Source organism: Micromonospora sp. KC723, from assembly GCF_004348595.1.
GTDB lineage: Bacteria > Actinomycetota > Actinomycetes > Mycobacteriales > Micromonosporaceae > Micromonospora.
In genome coordinates this window covers 21484-38341 of the sequence record NZ_SMKD01000019.1, presented here as the reverse complement: position 1 = coordinate 38341, position 16858 = coordinate 21484, and the positions used below count along the sequence as shown (strand labels likewise).

The 16858-nt window shown below is 71.0% G+C and carries 16 protein-coding genes and 2 tRNA genes; 9 read left to right on the top strand and 9 right to left on the bottom strand.

Going from position 1 to position 16858, the window contains the following annotated elements:
* Positions 1-2 precede the first annotated feature (2 nt).
* The 3 genes from E1165_RS07200 (at position 3) to E1165_RS07190 (ending at position 2724) form a co-directional block, all read left to right on the top strand.
* On the top strand, positions 3-812 hold the full coding sequence (locus E1165_RS07200; protein WP_132388982.1) for an ABC transporter permease: 810 nt from the start codon (positions 3-5) through the stop codon (positions 810-812).
* 62 nt (positions 813-874) lie between these two features.
* Positions 875-1876: a YihY/virulence factor BrkB family protein gene (locus E1165_RS07195; RefSeq protein ID WP_132388980.1), complete on the top strand. Its 1002-nt coding sequence runs from the start codon at positions 875-877 to the stop codon at positions 1874-1876.
* Between the two features lie 86 nt (positions 1877-1962).
* On the top strand, positions 1963-2724 hold the full coding sequence (locus tag E1165_RS07190) for a sensor histidine kinase (protein WP_132388978.1): 762 nt from the start codon (positions 1963-1965) through the stop codon (positions 2722-2724).
* A 118-nt stretch (positions 2725-2842) separates the two neighbouring features.
* Here the strand turns inward: E1165_RS07190 and E1165_RS07185 are convergent, their stop codons facing one another.
* Entirely contained in the window at positions 2843-3241 is a 399-nt protein-coding gene (locus E1165_RS07185; RefSeq protein ID WP_132388976.1) for a hypothetical protein, read from the bottom strand.
* 398 nt (positions 3242-3639) lie between these two features.
* Here E1165_RS07185 and E1165_RS07180 point away from each other — a divergent pair.
* Positions 3640-3712, top strand: a tRNA-Asn gene (locus E1165_RS07180).
* A gap of 128 nt (positions 3713-3840) precedes the next feature.
* On the opposite strand, the gene E1165_RS07175 is transcribed toward E1165_RS07180, so the two are convergent.
* The 6 genes from E1165_RS07175 to E1165_RS07150 form a co-directional block, all read right to left on the bottom strand.
* On the bottom strand, positions 3841-4605 hold the full coding sequence (locus E1165_RS07175) for an ABC transporter permease (protein WP_132388974.1): 765 nt from the start codon (positions 4603-4605) through the stop codon (positions 3841-3843).
* Complete coding sequence (locus E1165_RS07170; RefSeq protein WP_132388972.1) at positions 4602-5393, bottom strand: ABC transporter ATP-binding protein; 792 nt, start codon at positions 5391-5393, stop codon at positions 4602-4604. Before E1165_RS07170 ends, E1165_RS07175 begins: the two co-directional genes overlap by 4 nt.
* Positions 5390-5770, bottom strand: a complete 381-nt coding sequence (locus E1165_RS07165; protein WP_132388970.1) for a DUF1048 domain-containing protein — start codon at positions 5768-5770, stop codon at positions 5390-5392. Before E1165_RS07165 ends, E1165_RS07170 begins: the two co-directional genes overlap by 4 nt.
* A gap of 2 nt (positions 5771-5772) precedes the next feature.
* Positions 5773-6120: a PadR family transcriptional regulator gene (locus tag E1165_RS07160; RefSeq protein WP_132388968.1), complete on the bottom strand. Its 348-nt coding sequence runs from the start codon at positions 6118-6120 to the stop codon at positions 5773-5775.
* A 458-nt stretch (positions 6121-6578) separates the two neighbouring features.
* Positions 6579-6655: transfer RNA gene (locus E1165_RS07155), tRNA-Ile, on the bottom strand.
* 174 nt (positions 6656-6829) lie between these two features.
* Positions 6830-7714, bottom strand: a complete 885-nt coding sequence (locus tag E1165_RS07150; RefSeq protein ID WP_132388966.1) for an NAD(P)-dependent oxidoreductase — start codon at positions 7712-7714, stop codon at positions 6830-6832.
* 93 nt (positions 7715-7807) lie between these two features.
* On the opposite strand from E1165_RS07150, the gene E1165_RS07145 reads away from it, so the two are divergent.
* Both E1165_RS07145 and E1165_RS07140 read left to right on the top strand, forming a co-directional pair.
* Entirely contained in the window at positions 7808-8119 is a 312-nt protein-coding gene (locus E1165_RS07145) for a helix-turn-helix domain-containing protein (protein ID WP_243704630.1), read from the top strand.
* A 218-nt stretch (positions 8120-8337) separates the two neighbouring features.
* Positions 8338-8733 (top strand): hypothetical protein, encoded by a 396-nt coding sequence (locus E1165_RS07140; protein WP_132388962.1) that lies wholly within the window; start codon positions 8338-8340, stop codon positions 8731-8733.
* 115 nt (positions 8734-8848) lie between these two features.
* On the opposite strand, the gene E1165_RS07135 is transcribed toward E1165_RS07140, so the two are convergent.
* Positions 8849-10165 carry an extracellular solute-binding protein gene (locus E1165_RS07135; protein ID WP_165945160.1) on the bottom strand — a complete coding sequence of 439 codons (1317 nt, stop codon included), beginning with the start codon at positions 10163-10165 and terminating at the stop codon, positions 8849-8851.
* Positions 10166-10242: 77 nt separating this feature from the next.
* Positions 10243-11469 carry a GNAT family N-acetyltransferase gene (locus tag E1165_RS07130; RefSeq protein WP_132388958.1) on the bottom strand — a complete coding sequence of 409 codons (1227 nt, stop codon included), beginning with the start codon at positions 11467-11469 and terminating at the stop codon, positions 10243-10245.
* Between the two features lie 374 nt (positions 11470-11843).
* Here E1165_RS07130 and E1165_RS07125 point away from each other — a divergent pair, with 374 nt between their 5' ends.
* The 3 genes from E1165_RS07125 to E1165_RS07115 all read left to right on the top strand — a co-directional run bounded on the left by E1165_RS07125 (position 11844) and on the right by E1165_RS07115 (position 16835).
* On the top strand, positions 11844-13220 hold the full coding sequence (locus E1165_RS07125; protein WP_132388956.1) for a condensation domain-containing protein: 1377 nt from the start codon (positions 11844-11846) through the stop codon (positions 13218-13220).
* Between the two features lie 83 nt (positions 13221-13303).
* Positions 13304-13567, top strand: coding sequence for an acyl carrier protein (locus tag E1165_RS07120; protein WP_132388954.1), 264 nt, complete (start codon positions 13304-13306; stop codon positions 13565-13567).
* Positions 13568-13607: 40 nt separating this feature from the next.
* Positions 13608-16835 carry an AMP-binding protein gene (locus E1165_RS07115; protein ID WP_132388952.1) on the top strand — a complete coding sequence of 1076 codons (3228 nt, stop codon included), beginning with the start codon at positions 13608-13610 and terminating at the stop codon, positions 16833-16835.
* Positions 16836-16858: the final 23 nt, after the last annotated feature.

The following is a 16858-nucleotide window of genomic DNA, read 5'->3' as shown; positions in this document are numbered from 1 at the left end:
CCATGGTCACCCTCGTCCTGCCTCGGCTGCTCGGCATCGCCGCCACCACCCGTCGCTCCGCCTCGATGGTCGAGCGGAACGTGGCGGCGCTGAAGTGGGTCTACTCGCTGCTGCTCGTGTCCGGGTTCGTCGAGCCGGTGCTCTACCTCTTCTCGATCGGCGTCGGGGTGGGCCAGCTGATCGACGGCATGACCCTGCCCGACGGCCGGGTGGTGGAGTACGCAGTCTTCGTCGCTCCGGCCATGCTCGCCTCGTCCGCGATGAACGGGGCGCTCGCCGAGACCACCTTCAACTTCTTCGGCAAGTTCAAATACCAGAAGCTCTACGACGGGATCATCGCCACCCCGGTGCGGCCGTTCGAGATCGCCCTCGGCGAGCTGACCTGGGCGATGGTGCGCGGCTCGGCGTACTCGGCGGCGTTCCTCGCGGTGATGGTGGCCATGGGCCTCACCACCGCCGGGCGCGCACTCGTCGCGTTCCCCGCGGCGGTGCTGGCCGGCTTCGCGTTCGGGGCGGCCGGCATGGCGCTCTCCACCTTCATGCGTAGTTGGCAGGACTTCGACCTGATGGGGTCGGCGCAGTTCGTTCTCTTCCTCTTCTCCGGCACCTTCGTGCCCGCCGAGGCGTACCCGGCGGTGCTGCGCTGGCTGGTCGAGGTGACCCCGCTCTACCGGGCGGTGCACCTGCTCCGGGGCGTCTGCGTGGACGGCGGCGGCTGGCCGGTGCTGCCCGACGTGCTCTACCTGCTGGCGTTGACCTCGGTCGGGCTGACCGTGGCGGCCCGGCGGATGGCGGGCCTGCTCTACCGCTGACGGGTTAACGGTCGGCCCTCCCCGGGCATGTCGAGGACACCACCGACCACGAGGAGGGGCACATGGCCTCCGACGACCCGTCCGCCCGGGGTGGGCGCGACCGCACCCGTGACGACCGGCCGGCCCCGACCGACCTGCCCGGCAGCGGGTGGACGGCGGCGGCGCGGCGTACGGTCCGGGAGTTCCGCGACGACAGCCTGGTCGACTGGGCCGCCGCGCTGACCTACTACGGCGTGCTCTCCATCTTCCCGGGCGTACTGGTGCTGATCTCCCTGCTCGGCCTGCTCGGCGACCGGGCCACCACCGGGGTACGGGACACCGTCAACCAGGCGGTGCCGGAGGAGAACATCCGCCGGATCATCGAGGGCGCGATCGACCAGGCGGGCGCGTCCGGCGGGCTGGCCAGCCTCGCCGCGATCGTGGGGCTGCTGGCGGCCTTCTGGTCCGCCTCCGGCTACATCGCCGCCTTCATGCGCGCCTCGAACGCCATCTACGACGTGCCGGAGGGCAGGCCGATCTGGAAGACGCTGCCGATCCGGCTCGGGGTGACCGCGGTGATCGGGGTGCTGCTGCTGGCCAGCGCGGTGATCGTGGTCTTCACCGGTGGCTTCGCCGAGCAGGCCGGCAGCGCGATCGGCGTCGGCCCCACCGCCGTTGCGGTGTGGAACGTCGCCAAGTGGCCGGTGCTGCTGGTCCTGGTCAGCCTGATGTTCGCGATCCTGTACTGGGCCTCGCCGAACGCCCGGCACGGCGGCTTCCGCTGGGTCAGCCCGGGCGGCCTGCTGGCCGTGGTGATCTGGCTGGTGATCTCCGGTCTCTTCGCCCTCTACGTCAGCAACCTCGGGTCGTACAACAAGACCTACGGGGCGCTCGCCGGCGTGATCATCTTCCTGGTGTGGCTCTGGCTGAGCAACATCGCCATCCTGCTGGGCGCGGAGTTCGACGCGGAGTTGGAGCGCAGTCGGGCCATCCTCCTCGGCCACCCGGCGGAGGAGGAGCCCTACGTGGAGCTGCGCGACGACCGCAAGCTTCGCAAGAAGCGCAACGCGCCCGGGAAACGCTGACCCTCCCGGACGTGCACCCGAGCGGGCGCCGGTCGTACCCGCGGTGCGCCGGCCCGGTGGCGGGTCGGCTGCCGTACCGTGGCCGGATGGGAGACCTCGGGCGATGGCGCCGGGTCGCGCGGGCCCGTCCGGCGCTGTCCGACGCGCTGCTGGCCACCGCGCTGCTGCTGGTCAGCCTGCTGCCGGTGGGCCTGTCCGGTGGCGCATCCCGGGGCCTGTCGACCGCCGGAGCGGTGCTGCTCGCCGTCGTCGGCTGCGCCGCGGTGGCACTGCGTCACCGGTACCCGCTGCCGGTGCTCGTCGTGGCCGTCGGCGCGGTGCTGCTCGGGCAGTTCACCGCGCTCGCGTGGGGGCCCTTCGTGCTCGTCGTGGCGGTCGCCGCGTACACCGTCCTGCGGGGCCGGGGTCGCCCCGCTGGCACCGGGGCACCGCCGACGCCCAGCCTCACCCGGCTGGACGCCCTGGTCGAGGCCGGCGGCAGCGGGCGGCCGGTGCGGTGGACGGTCGCCGGCCAGCCCCGGCCACTGCCCGTCGCCGTGGACGAGACGGCGTACCGGATCATCGAGGTGTCGCTGGCCGACGCCGACCGGTACGCGCCCGGAGCGGCCGTCGTGGTCCGCCTCCGGTACGACCCCGACGGCGTCACCGTCGAGGTCCGCGACGGCGGCGTGTCCCGGCCGACGCCGCCCCTCGGGGCCGCCGGGCTCCGGGCGGAGGGCGGGCACGGCCTCGTCGGACTGCGGGAGCGGGCCGAGACGTTCGGTGGCACCCTCGCCGCCGGCCCGTGCCCCGACGGCGGTTGGCTGGTCCGGGCCGCGCTGCCCGCCCCCGAGGAGCAGGCCGGATGACGATCCGGGTGCGGCGACGGCCGGCCGGGCCCGCCCGAACCGCGGCCCTCGTCGTACGTGCGCCCACGCACGTCGGGCCGGTCACCCTGCGGTGACCGGCCCGACGGACGTACGCGAATCAGGCGATGCTGCCGTTGGCGCCCGAGCCGGGGGCCTTGGGCTTCGGGGTGGTGCTCGACGAGCTGGTGGCGTTGGTCGGGCTGGTGGAGCTGCTGCCCGACTTGGCGCCGACGGTGGCCGGGGTGCCGGCGAAGGTTTCGTCCGCCGCGGTGAGCCCCGGCTTGCTGCCGTTGCCGCTCAACTTCTCGCCCAGCTTGGACTGGCCGAGCTTGTCCTTGCCCTCCGAGTAGAGCCGGGTCGCCTGGGCCTGCGCGACCCCGGCCGCCTCCTGCACGGTCGGGTGGTCGAGCACCTTACGGCCGCGGACGACCAGCTCCTCGTACTTCTCCCGGCCGGCACGGGCGCCCAGGACGAAGCCCGCAGCCAGCCCGCCAAGAAACATGATCTTTCCGCGCATGGCGGCTCCTTCCGTTCCTGACGCTCCGCCGATCCCTGCCCGGCTCACCCGGACCGGGGACCGACCTGTTCGCGCCTGCGTCCTCTGTCGGCAGCTAACTACCCATCCTGCTCCGTGCTCATACCTGGTGGTGCCGGGATGGCGATTTGTCCGTATTATTAGTTCGGCGCGGCGACCCCGCCACCCCGGCTGGCGTGCCCGCGCTGCCGAGGTGCCGGTCCCGGGTGCCGCGAGACGGGGTGTCTTGGCTGCCGGGACACCACAGGCTCGGGCGACCGGAGTCGACCGCCCGGCTGGCGTAGGCGGAGGAGTAACCCCCTGGACCGAACCCCCGGGGAATCCTGTACTCTTGTGCCGTCGCCGAGCGCCGGAGAGATCCGGAGCAGGGCGGCATACGGTCCCCCGTAGCTCAATTGGCAGAGCAGCCGGCTGTTAACCGGCAGGTTTTTGGTTCGAGTCCAAACGGGGGAGCTCAGCTCCACACCAAACCGTCGGCCCAGGTCGGCGGGTTTCTCGCTGTCACCCTCCGGCCGGAACGGTCACGTACCAGGGGACAGCGCCGTATCCATGCGGATGCGGCGCTGTCTTCGTGCGATCAGCTAGCTGATCTTCTTGCGGTAGATCGCTGTCGCGGCGGCGTAGGCGGCCACGAGGATGCCGGCGCACCAGGCGAGGGCGATCCAGATGTCGTTGCCGACGGGTTCCTGCGCGAACAGCGCGCGGATGGTGTTCACGATGGACGTCACCGGCTGGTTCTCGGCGAACCACGCGACCGGGGCGGGCATCGAGTCGGTGGGTACGAACGCCGAGCTGACGAACGGCAGGAAGATCAGCGGGTAGCTGAAGGCGCTCGCGCCGTCGACGGTCTTGGCGGACAGTCCCGCGATCACGGCGATCCAGGTCAGGGCGAGGGTGAACAGGATCAGGATGCCGGCGACCGCGAGCCAGTCAGCTACGGAGGCGCCGGTGCGGAAGCCCATGATCAGCGCGACGCCGGTGACGATCGCGATCGAGGCCAGGTTGGCGACGAGTGAGGTCAGCACATGCGCCCACAGCACGGACGGTCGTGGGATCGGCATCGACTGGAAGCGCTCGAAGATGCCGCCCTGCATGTCGAGGAACAGACGGTAAGCCGTGTAGGCGATGCCGGATGCGATCGTGATGAGCAGGATTCCCGGGAGCATGTAGTTGATGTACGAATTGTCAGATCCGGTGTTGATGGCGCCGCCCAGCACGTACACAAAAAGCAGCATCAGCGCGACCGGGGTGACCGCTGTGGTGATGATGGTGTCCGGGCTGCGCAGGATGTGGCGCAGGGAGCGGCCGGTGAGGGTTCCGGTGTCGCTGAGGACGTGGGTGGTCATCGGGGTTCCTCTCCTGCGGGCACTGTGTCGTCGCCGACCAGGGCCAGAAAGACGTCCTCGAGGGTCGGCTGCTTCTGCACGTACTCGACCTTGGCGGACGGGAGTAGCTGCTTCAGTTCGGCGAGGGTGCCGCTCTGGATGATCGTGCCCTTGTGCAGGATCGCGATCCGGTCGGCGAGGTGCTCGGCCTCGTCGAGGTACTGGGTTGTCAGCAGGATGGTCGTGCCGTCCTTGGCGAGCCGCTTCACCGTCTGCCACACCTCGATGCGGGCCTGCGGGTCGAGGCCGGTGGTCGGCTCGTCGAGGAAGACGACCGGCGGGTTGCCGACCAGGCTCATCGCGATGTCAAGCCGCCGACGCATGCCGCCCGAATATGTCGCCGCCCGGCGGCTGCCCGCGTCGGTGAGTGAGAAGCGGGCGAGCATCTCGTCGGCGATCGCACCCGGGTTCTTCAGGTGGCGGAGCTTCGCGACCAGGACGAGGTTCTCCCAGCCGGTGAGCACTTCATCGACTGCGGCGAACTGGCCGGTCAGGCTGATCGACCTGCGTACGTCACCCGGGGCCGAGGAGACGTCGAATCCGTGCACGGTTGCGGTGCCGGTGTTCGCTCTCAGCAACGTCGACAGGATCCGCACCAGCGTGGTCTTTCCGGCGCCGTTCGAGCCGAGCAGAGCGAAGATGCTTCCGGCTGCCACCTCGAAGTCGACACCCCGCAACACGTGCAGGTCCTTGTAGGACTTCGTGATGGCCTGGACCCTGATCGCCGGTTCGCGCGTCATGGTGGTCATGCCCCCTTCTCCTCGCCGTCGTCACCGGCGGCGGCGTCGATCGCCGCCCTGAGGCGCGCGCGTTCCTTGTCTATCCACTGCTTGCCGGAGTACGCCTGCAGGAACGTCTCGGCGAACTCGGCCGGGTCGTCCCCGACGATCGCGCGGACCGGCGTTCTGTCGGCGGCCGCACGCTCCCAGAGGTCGACGAAGTCGCCGAACATCGTGATGAGCGTGTCGCCGTCAAGGATCCCTCCCTGATACATGAAGTACCGGTGAAGCGCCTTCGCGGCGCTGCGATAGGGCTCCGGCAGGGCCCTCATCCGGGCCATGTGCTGCCGGTACTGCTTCTTCTGCTCGAGCGATCCGACCAGCGTCTCGATCCACTTCGCGGCCATGCTCATGCTCCTTCGTGGTGCCGGTTGTCGGTGTGGTGAAGTTGCTCGATGCGTTCGGCGAGGACCGTCCACGTCCTCCAGAACTCGGCGAGCTGGTCCCGCCCCTTCGCGTTGAGCGAATACACCTTCCGCGGGGGACCCTTCTCGGACGGGACCTTCTTCACGTCCACGAACCCGCGCTGCTCGACGCGGACGAGCAGCGCGTAGATGGTGCCTTCCGCGATGTCCGAGAATCCCCGGTCCCGCAGCCACGCGGTGATCTCGTAGCCGTACGCGGGCCTGCGGGCCAGGATCGCCAGGACGATGCCCTCGAGAGTGCCCTTCAGCATCTCCGTCATCTGGTTGCCCATGGGGCTCATCTCCTCGCCTATTCAGCGTCGCTGAGTACCGGTAGACGGTAACACTAGGTACCGGTAGATAGCAACGCTGAATACCGAGGGGTTTCAGAACGGGCCACTCGGCGCGCCGGAGTCCGCACCATGCTGGACTGGGCCCTCATCGCCACGAGCTTTGAGCCCTTGACGCGCACTCTGCCGCCGAGCTCAGTCAGGTGCCAGCTGCTTACCGACGAGCTGCCCGCCGGCGTGCGTGCACCACCGGCGCCGTGCCCCGAGACCGGGTGCGCGGGACCTGAGCCCGAGTGGTAGCCGATCAGGCCGATCGCCGCATCTCTTGGAACGCTCGACCGTCACCGCACGAGCACGCTCGCTCGGCTGGGGTAAGCACGCTCTCCGAGCTCGCGCCGCCTACTGCTAAGACGGCTCGCGTACCGCCCGGCCGTTGCACGTTCTCCCAGCTCGCATGCTGTTGGTGGGGCGGGCGGGACTCGAACCCGCGACCGAGGGATTATGAGTCCCCTGCTCTAACCGGCTGAGCTACCGCCCCGATGCCGCGCCGGATCCTAACCCGCGCGGCGGATCACCGGCCACCACCGAACCGGCAGGAACGATCACGCCTGCACCAGCACGATGGGCTACGCGAGGATAACAGTCAGCACCTGTCGTCGGGTGCCCGCAGGTCCGGTTGAGCCTCCGCAGCGTGCTGACCTCCGAAATCGGCTCAGCGTCGGCCGAGGACCTCGGCGATCCGGATGAACCCGTCCGCGCCGTGGCCCAGCCCGATGACGCGGCGGGCCATGCCCTCGGCCGCGCGCATCACGCCCGCGTCGATGCCGTGCACCTCTGAGGCGTGGATGATGTGGGCCATGGACGATGCCGCCGAGGTGATCGGGTTGTCCTCGCCGGAGTAGCTGCCGCTCTCCACGTCCTGCGCCAGCTCCTCGAACAGCGGAGGGAGAATCGAGCCGATGCCCTTGGCGAAGGGCGCCAGTTCCCGGGCGGAGATGCCTTCCGCCTTCGCCACAGCCAGCGCGTGCGCGTAGCCCGCCATGGAGGTCCAGAAGATGTCGAGCAGGGCGATGTCGTACGCCGCTGCCCGGCCGATCTCCTCGCCCAGGTAGGTGTGGGTGCCGCCCAGCGCGTCCAGCACCGATCGGTGCTCCTCGTAGCGGTCCTTCGGGCCGCTGTGGATGAACACCGCCGCCGGCGTACCGATGGTGCTGGTCGGGGTCATGATCGCACCGTCCAGGTATCCGATACCGTGCCGGGCCGCCCAGTCCGCGGTGTCCCGGGCCCGGTCGGGAGTGTCGGCGGTCAGGTTCACCACCGTGCGCCCCTTGAGGGCGTCGGTGACAGGGTCACGGCGCAGGATCGCGTCCGAGGCGTCGTAGTTCACCACGCAGACGACGGTGAGTCCGCTCGCGGACACCGCCTCCTCGGCGGATCGGGCGCCGATCGCGCCGCGCTCGACCAACCCCCGGTCCCGGCCCGGGGTGCGGTTCCAGACCGTGGTCCGCAGCCCGGCGTCCAGGAACGCGCCGGCCAAAGACCGTCCCATCGGCCCCAGGCCGAGCACGGTGACAGAATTGTCGGGATACGAGGACATGCGGCACTCCTCACTGAGATCTGAAGCGGAACGAACAGAGTGGATAGGACGAACATGGTGCGCAGCCGTGCCCAGGACCCCAACGTCTGCGGAGTGACCGCCGCCATCGCCGTGATCGACGGCAAGTGGAAGACCACCCTGCTCTGGCTGCTGGAATCCGGGCCGCAACGGCCCGGACAACTGCGCCGGCAACTGCCGGGCCTCACCGAGAAGGTGCTGACCCAGGCGTTGCGCGAGATGGAAGCCGACGGACTGGTGCACCGGGAAGCGCACGACGTGCTGCCCCTGAAAACCGAGTACTCCCTCACCGCGTTCGGTCGCGACCTCGCCGAGGCGGTGGCTCCCCTCTCCGAATGGGGCCATCGTCGCCTGGCGATGCTCGCCGAGGCCGAACAGGTCTCCTGAGCCATCACCACCCTCGTCTCGTCGGCGAAACCGCGGTAACCGGCCGCCCGTGACAGCTTCGCCGGGCGCGTCGGCCGCCGCCAAGTACCCACAAAGAAGTGGCTACCCGAGGCAGCCCGCCGCGTCTATGCCGACCGGTCACGATGCGACGGCCACCACAGGGGACGGTGAGTACGTGGGCTCATGCCCGGCTGACCGGCGGCGGCAAGGATGATGGCGTGAACGACACGACTCGCAGCCGCACCCTCCTCAGCGCCCTGGCCCTCGCGGCCGTCACGGTCGCCACCTGGGCAGCCTGGCTGGGCTGGAACACCGGGTACCGGACCGATCCGGTCACCGGCTCGACCACCGGTCCGTACTCGGTCTGGCAGGTGGCCGGCTGCGTGCTCACCCTGGTCCTGGTCGCCGCCGTCGCTGGTCGCAGGTTGCGCCCCTGGCTGGTGGCTCCGGTGATGACGGTGGCCTTCACCGCCGCCTGGTCGGGGCACGCCGCGGCGAACGACGCCAGCGGCCTGTGGGCGGTCGGGGCCCTCCTGGTCCTCGTCGGCACGGCCAGCGGGACCACCGCGGTCAGCCTGGCCGCCGACCTGCTGCGCCGCCGCCGAGCGGCCTGACCGGCCCCACCCCTGACTGCCCGTCCCCGTCCCGGGGGCCCTGTTGGTCGGCCGCGTGTTCAAAGCGGGTGACGCAACGAGGCGGCTCTTCGTGCACGCTGAAGCGATCAGTCGCTCAGGCCGTTGTGGACAGTACGCGGATGTGATCGTCCACGATCTGCTGCGCGGTCGCCGTGGCCGCGGCGAAGCGTTGCGCGGGGTCCGCGTCGTGCACCAGGACGTCGTGCATCGCGGCGGCGAGAACGTCGTCGATGCGGGTGAGCCTGCCGATGATCGGTCCGAGCGCCGCGGGCGACCCGTCCGACCGGCGTAGCTGCTCCACCGCAGCGCGGTGGTGCGGATGCCGCGCGAACCAGCCCTCGGCCTCGAGCAGCCGCTGCCCGGCACCCGTGACCGGCAGGAAGCCGTTGCTGCGGTGCCAGGCGGCGACCGCTGACGGCTGCAGCAGTGACAGCACGAACGCGAGCGCGTGGTCGCGCTTGACCCGGTTCGGCCCGTCGGCGAGCCAGAGCGCGTCACCGGAGACGAAGTTCCCGGCGTACGGCACGTCGTCGTTGTGCGGCATGGCGCTGACAGCGACCTCGAACCCGGCCTCGCGGCCCGCCCCGACCAGTTCCTCGGCCGACTTCGACGAGCTGATCAGGAACGCGACCTGCTGACCGGCGAACGCGCCGAAGCAGCCTTCCCAGTCATCGGGCGTGCCGCTGTAGTGGAACAGCCCGTCGGCGTGCAACTGCCGCCACCAGCTGACCCAGGCCAGCATCGCCGCGGAGGCCAGGTCGACGGTGCGGGCGGTACCGGCGCGTCCGTTGTCGTGGTCGGCCAGCAGGCCGCCCTGCTGGGCGACCGCCTGCTGGAACAGCCATCCGTGGTTGGCCCAGGTGGCCCCGGTCGCGTGACCGCCGGGCAGGGCGCGTACCGCCTCGCAGGCGGTCCGCAGCTCGCGCCAGGTACGCGGCGGTTCGGCGATCCCGGCGAGGCGCAGGAGCGTCAGATTGCTGTACAGCACCGTGGTGGTCGCCGAGAGCGGCACGCAGAGCAGCTCGCCGCTGCGGGTGTAGTAGGAGCGCACCGCCGGTTCGAGGTCGTCGAGGACGACGGCCTCGCCGAGAACGCGGTCCCGGCCGGCCAGGGCCTCGGTGACGCTGACGTACCGCGGGCGCCCGTCCGGTGTCCGGGTGTCCAGCGCCATGCGGGTGTCCGAGGCGTAGTAGCCAGCCACGTCCGGTGCCCGTCCCTGCTCGACGGCCTCGGAGACCTCCTGTGCCATGTCCCAGAAGTCGACACCCCGTACGGAGATCCGGCAGCCGGGATGCCGCTGCTCGAACGCCGCCGCCTGGTCGCGCAGCGGCTGGAGGAACGAGGTCCCCTGATAGGTACGGAACGGGTAGTCGGCGAACCATACGTCCACGACGATGTCTGCTGAGGCCATGCGAACAGGTTGGCCGCCGGTGGGCATATCAGGCATCTCGCCACGTGCGCAGTTGCGTGGCTAGCACCGGACCGGCATCAGTAGATCTCCGGACCGACTGGGGCGAGGTGCCAGCCGAATGCCGTCGAGGCCTCGAACAGCGCCCCCGGGCGCAGCTCGCGAACCCGTCCGGCTGTGGCGAGTGCACCCAGACTCGGCCCACCCAGGTAGGCGGAGCTCAGGTCGCGGATATCGCAGCCGAGGTCGGCCGCTTCGTCGGTGGCGACGCACCGGGCGGCGGTCGGACCGCCGGTGAGCCGCCAGCGGCCAGCGTTCTCCGGGATCACGCTGTCGGTGACGTCGAAGACAAGGTCGACTGGGGTGCGATATCGGCGGGCCGCCAGCGCGGCGTCCACGTGCACGATACGGGCCCACAACGCGTCGACCACGCGGGCGCCCAGGCGATTGGGCTCGCTGGCCAGATGCAGTAGCGGCTCGTCGATGGCGGCGAACTCGTAGTGCACCGTCCGCGTCAGATCGATCGACAGCAGGAACCTCCACAGCGCCAGATACGCGTCGCTGTCCCGGGCCACGACTTCGTCGACCCGCACCTCGCAAGCCGGTCCGGTCGGCGTCCAGTTGAAGCTCGTGCGCCACAGGGCGTAGCCGTCGACGACGCCGTCGACCTCGTGGAACACGCAGATCCGTTCCCCGGCGCCGCCACGAATCGATGGGCTGTCATCGAGGACGTGCGCCCAGTCCACGGCGCTGCGGCTGGAGAAGCCCGGTCGGCCGCCGCGGACCTCGTCGTACACCTTGGCCAGCGTGGTGAGCAGGCTGTGCGGCGCGCCCGTGCGCAGCCTCCCGGGTACCCGTTGCTGTGGCAGGCTCAGCTCGCCGGTCTCGATCTCCAGGCTGAGACGCTGTGTCGCCAGGCCGCAGCCATAGCGCGGATAGATGCGCCCCTCGCTCGGCCAAAAGATCGCTAGCGGCTCGCCAGCCGCCCGGGTGTCACGCAGTTCCTGACAGAACAGCCGGGTCATCAGCCCCCGGCGACGATGGGTGGCGGCCACCGCGGCGAGCGTAATGTGCGCGGCGGGCACGACCGCACCCGGGACACTCAGGTCTCGGGTGCGGGCCGAGATATGACCGATGATGAGGTCGTCATCGGTGATGACCAGTGAACGGTCTGCCTCGAAGATGGGCCGGAACCGCTCGCGGAACAACTCACCGGACGGATTGTGGTAATTGACGGTGAGCAGTTGCGCGATGAGGTCCCAGTCCTGCGGCGTGGCGGTGCGCATCGGCAACTCGGTCTCGGTCATTGCATCTGTCTATAACGCCGGGCGCGTGCGGTCCGACTTCCAGCGTGCGCAGATGCCGCCGTCGGCCACATCCTCAGCCGGTGCCAGTTGATTCGGGCGGCGAAGGCCGCGAACCTCGTGCGCTGGCCGAGGGGTGTTCCACGCTCCTACCGCAAAGCTCCCAGTGACGCTCCGCGTCCGCGTTTCCGGAACCGCACCCTGCTTGCTCGAATGTGGTTACGCGTCGACTGGGCAATGTGAGAGAAGAGCCGCCGCCGATCCGCTGGTTAACCTGGCATCGTCATTGAGGTGTGCGGCGCCGGCCGCCACCCGATCGGCCGCGGAGCGCGACGCGCGAGCGGCCGAATCCCCTTCATAGACGGAGGCCCGGCGGCATGACCATTAGCCGTACGCCCGAAACAGCCGCCGAGCTGTCGGCGGTCGCCCCGCTGTCGGCCCACCAGCAGTTCCTGTTCATGTTCAACCAGGGCGAGGAAGCCGGCCCGTTCGGGCCCCACTACCACATCGCCGCCGGCTGGCGGGTTCGTGGCGCGGTCGACGTGGCGAACCTGCAGGCCGCGCTCGACGGCGTGGTGATCCGGCACGAGGCGCTGCGTACCGTGATCGTCCGCGACGCCGAGCGGCCCCACCAGCGCATCTGCCCGCCCGGCCGGGTCCGGCTGGAGGTGCTCGACCGGCCGGAGCCGCAGGAGTCGCTGCGCGACCTGCGGGCCCAGTGGGCACTCAACGAGGTCGAGGCGGGCCCGTTCCCCCTCCACGACCTGCCGTTGCTGCGTGCCGTGCTGATCCGTTTCGCCCCAGACGATGCCGTCCTGGTGCTACAGGCGCATCATTCGGCCGTGGACGCCTGGTCCCTGCAGATCCTCATGCGTGACGTGGCCAACCTCTACGCGGCGTCGTCCGACTTCGACGTGCCGGAGCTGCCGGAAGTCGCCCAGTACGCCGAGTTCGCGCGGTACCAGCAGGAGTTGGTGGCCGAGGACGCAGACCGCGAGTACTGGAAGAGCACGCTGGACGGCGCGCAACTGCTCGCGCTGCCGACCGACTGGCCACGCTCCGCCGGCCTGCCGAAGGCGTCGTCGTGGCACCGGTTCACGCTCTCCGCCGAGACCACCACGTCGGTGCTGACGCTGGCCCGGCAGACCCGCAGTACGCCATTCATCGTGCTGCTGGCCGCCTACAGCGCGGTCGTACAGCGCGGCTACGGGCAGGACGACATCACGGTGCCGACGTTCTCGCTGGGTCGGGGACCACAGCGGTTCCAGGAATCGGTCGGCTCCTTCTTCAACTGCCTGCCGCTGCGGGTACGGCTGGCCGGGTGTGCCTCGTTCCGTGAGGCGATCCTGCGGGCCCGGGCCGCGTGCCTCGGCGCGTACAAACACGAACTGCTCTTCGGCCAGGTCGTGCAGGACAGCCCGGAGGTGGCCGCGTCCCTGGCCCGCGACGACCGGACCCTGTTCGTGTTCCAGGTGGAGCGCACGCTCTTCTCCGACACGGGCACCACCGTCGGTGACCTCACCTTCACCGAGATCCGTCGCGACATCTCGGCGCCGGTCGGGGGCGACGTTCCCGACGGCGCCCTGTGGACGCTGAGCATCATGGCCGGCGGCGACACGGTCGGCAGCCTCGCCGTCAACAGCAACCGGTACGACTCGGTCACCGCCGGGGCGATGGTGACGGACTTCTGCCGTACGGTCACCGCGCTCGTCGCCGACCCCGATGCGGCCCTGCCCGGGTTCGCCGGCCGCTGACCGTCGAGCCGCCCGACCGCCCGTGGTTTCCTCCCGGCCGCCAGCGCCGGATCCCTCAGCGCACGAACGAGAGGAGCACCGTCATGTCCGGCGATACCACCGAGGACGTCGCCCAGGCCATCAACAGCACCGTCGAGCAGATCTGGTGCGGGGCGCTCGGCGTGCCGCCGGGCGCCAGTGAACAGACCTTCCTCGACCTCGGCGGCCAGTCCATCTCGGCGGTGCTGATCGCCACCCGTCTCAAAGACGAGCTGGGCGTCGGCATCGAGGTCGACGACCTGTTCGACGACCCGACCCTGGCCTCGCTGCAGGAGCAGGTCCGCCTGAAGTACTCCGCCCGCAGCTGAGCCCGGCCGCCTACGGCACGACGCCGGCGAGGAAGGTACCGTGAACGTCCGTCGCACCGAGTACGAGACCCTCGTGACGTCGTCCGCCCAGGACCGCTCGTGGTACCTGCACAGGCTCGTGCCGGAGTCGGCCGAGCAGAACCGCTGCCGTCAGTACGTCGTCGTCGGTCCGCTGGACCTCGCCGCGGTGCGGCGGGCATGGGCCGTCGTGTCCGGCCGTCACGAGATCTTGCGCACCGTGTACCGCGAGGTCGACGGCTGCCCGGTGCCCGTCGTCCGGCCGGACGCCGACGCCGCGCTGCGGGTCGTCGACGCGCGAGCCCTGTGGCCGTGGCCCGACTCGGAGGAGGCCGCCGATCAGCTCGTGGCCGGCTGGATGGGGACGCCGTTCGACCCGGCCACCGGGCTGATCAGCATCAGGGTGCTCGTGCTCACCGACACCCGCGCACGGCTGCTCCTCGTCGCCGACGCCATGATCTGCGACGAGGCGTCTGTCGGCATCATCGCGCGGGACCTCGCCGCGGCGTACGTCGCGGCCGTCGACGGCACGGACCAGGACGGCACGGACGACGTCGTGCAGTACCGCGCCGTCGCCGCCGCCGAACGCCAGGCCCTCGTCCGATCGGCCGGGCAGCGGACACCGGACTGGGTGTCCGCGCTCGATCCGGCCGCCGGCCCGCTGGACCTGCCCGTGGACCGTGGCCGTCCGCAGGGCCCGGCACCGCGGAGCGGGGGCGCGCGCTTCGACTGGCCGCCGGAGGTCGCCGGGCGGGTGACCCGGGCGGCCACCGCCGTCGGTGTTGACCGGCGGGTCGTGTTCCTCGCCGCCTTCCACGCGCTGCTGCACCGCTACGACCGCTCCGCCCGGGTCGCGATCGCCATGCCGGCCACGACCCGCACCGAGGCCACCCGCGCCGCGATCGGCCCGTTCGACAACCCGATGGTGGTCGCCGTCGAGTTCCGGGACGTGCCGACGTTCCGGCAGCTGCTGGAGACTGTGCAGCGACAGGTGCACGAGGGACTGCGGTACCGCATGCTGCCGTTCGACCACGTCGTGCGGCTGGCCGGCGCGGACCGCGACCCGCGCCGCCCTCCGTTGTACGACGCGGTCTTCGTCTGCCATGACGGGCCGGAGGCGCCGCTCGACCTGGGCAGCGCGCGAGGGCTGCCCGTCCCGCTGGACAACGCCACCGTGCAGGCCGACCTGTCCCTGCGGATCCACCGGTGCGAGCCGTCTGTGGCCGGCTCGGTGCGGTACCGCACCGACATGTTCGACCATGCCTCCGCGGCGCGCATCGCCGCGCAGCTGCGCACCTTCGTCGAGGCCGCCACGGAGCGGCTCGACGACCCGATCGACACGATCCCGCTGGAGCGGCACGACGAGCTGCTGGCCGCGGTCCGCGACGCCGACCGGGTCGAGGACGGCGCCGTCACGCCGGTACACGACATCGTCGCCGGGCTCGCCCGTCGCAGCCCGGACGCACCCGCCGTGGCCTGGTCGTCGGCGGCGGTGACGTACCGTGAACTCTGGCAGCGCGCCGGTGCGGCAGCGGCGGTGCTGCGGAAGGTCGCCGGTGCCGACCGGCTCGACGGCGTGGCGGTCGCGGTGCGGATCACCCCGAGCCCCTCGTTCGCCGTAGCCGCGCTCGCCGTGCTGCAGACCGGCGCGTACCTGGTCTGCCTCGGCGCCGACGACTCCGGTGAGCGTGACCGTGCCGTGCTGGGAGGGCTGCGGCCCCTGTGCCTGCTCGTCAGCACCGCCCCGGCCGGCGTGGACGGGACCGCCGACGACGGGTTCGCGGCGTGGTACCGCGACGAGTGCGGCGGCACGGTCCTCGACCTTGCCGACGTGCGCGGGGACGGGACGGGCCCAGCCTTGCGGCCCGCCATCGACCCCGCCGCGCCGGCCTACGTCGCCTACACCTCCGGCTCTACCGGTGTGCCGAAGGGCATCGTGCAGTCCCACGCCGCGTTGGCCCAGTTCACCCGATGGTTCGCCGGCGAGTTCGGCATCGGTCCGGACAGCCGCGTCGCACAGTGGTCGGCGCCGGGGTACGACGCGAGCCTCATGGAGGTGTTCGCCGCCCTCACCGCCGGCGCCACCCTCTGCCCCGTACCCGAGGGCATCCGCGGCAATCCGGACAAGATGGTCGCCTGGCTCGCCGCCGAGCGGGTCACCGTGTTCCAGACGGTGCCGAGCTTCGCCCGGGAGATCCGCCGGGTGCTGACAGCCGGCGCCGCGTTGCCGCACCTGCGGGTGCTGCTGCTGGCCGGCGAACCGTTGCCCGGTGCGCTCGCCAACCACCTGCGGGCGCTTCTGCCGTCGATCCGGCTGGTGAACCTCTACGGGCCTACCGAGACGATCCTGGCCACCTGGCACGAGGTTACCGGCGACGTGGTCGGCACGGTGCCGATCGGGCGGTCCATCCCGGGGCGGCACGTGGTTGTCCTGGATGAGGCGGGCCGGCCGTGCCCGGCCGGGGTGACTGGCGACCTGGTCATCCGCAGCCCCTTCGTGACCCCCGGCTACGTCGGTGTCGAGGCCCGGCCGCCGCACCTGTTCCCCGACGAGCTGTCGCCTGACGGATTCGGCATCGGGCCCGGTCCGTACTACCGCACCGGAGACCGCGCCCGGCGGCGGTGGGACGGCGCGCTGGAGTTCCGCGGCCGCACGGACCTGCAGATCAAGTTCTTCGGCCGGCGACTGGAGCTGGACGACATCGAGGCCGCCCTGGCCGAGCACGAGTCGGTCGCCGGCTGCGCGGTGCTGCCACTCAGTGACCAGGAGGGCCTGGTCACCCGGATGGTGGCCTACGTGGTCCCCCGGACGGTACCGGGCGCGCCGCCGGCGACCGCGAACGTGTGGCGTACGCACCTGCGGCGCCGGTTCGGCCGGGTCAAGCTGCCGCTGTCGTTCCGGACCGTCGACAGCCTTCCGCGCACGCCGGGCGGGAAGGTCGATCGGCGCCGCCTGCCGAAGCCCACCGAGGTCGCGGACCGCGCCGAGCGCCGTCCGCCAAGCACCACCGAGGTCGTGCTTGGCGCGGTCTGGCGCCGGCTGCTCGGCTGCCACGAGGTGATGGGGGAGGACACCTTCGTCGGCCTCGGCGGGCATTCGCTCCTGCTGCCGCGGCTGGCCGCGTCGATCCGCGACCACTTCGGGGTCGGCGTCGCCCTGTGGGACCTGGCCGTCAACCCGACTCTGACCGACCTGGCGGCCGCCATCGACGCCGCCCTGGCCGCGACACCCGACCGGCACCCGCCGTGACGGGCCCCGCGGAGGTCGGTGGC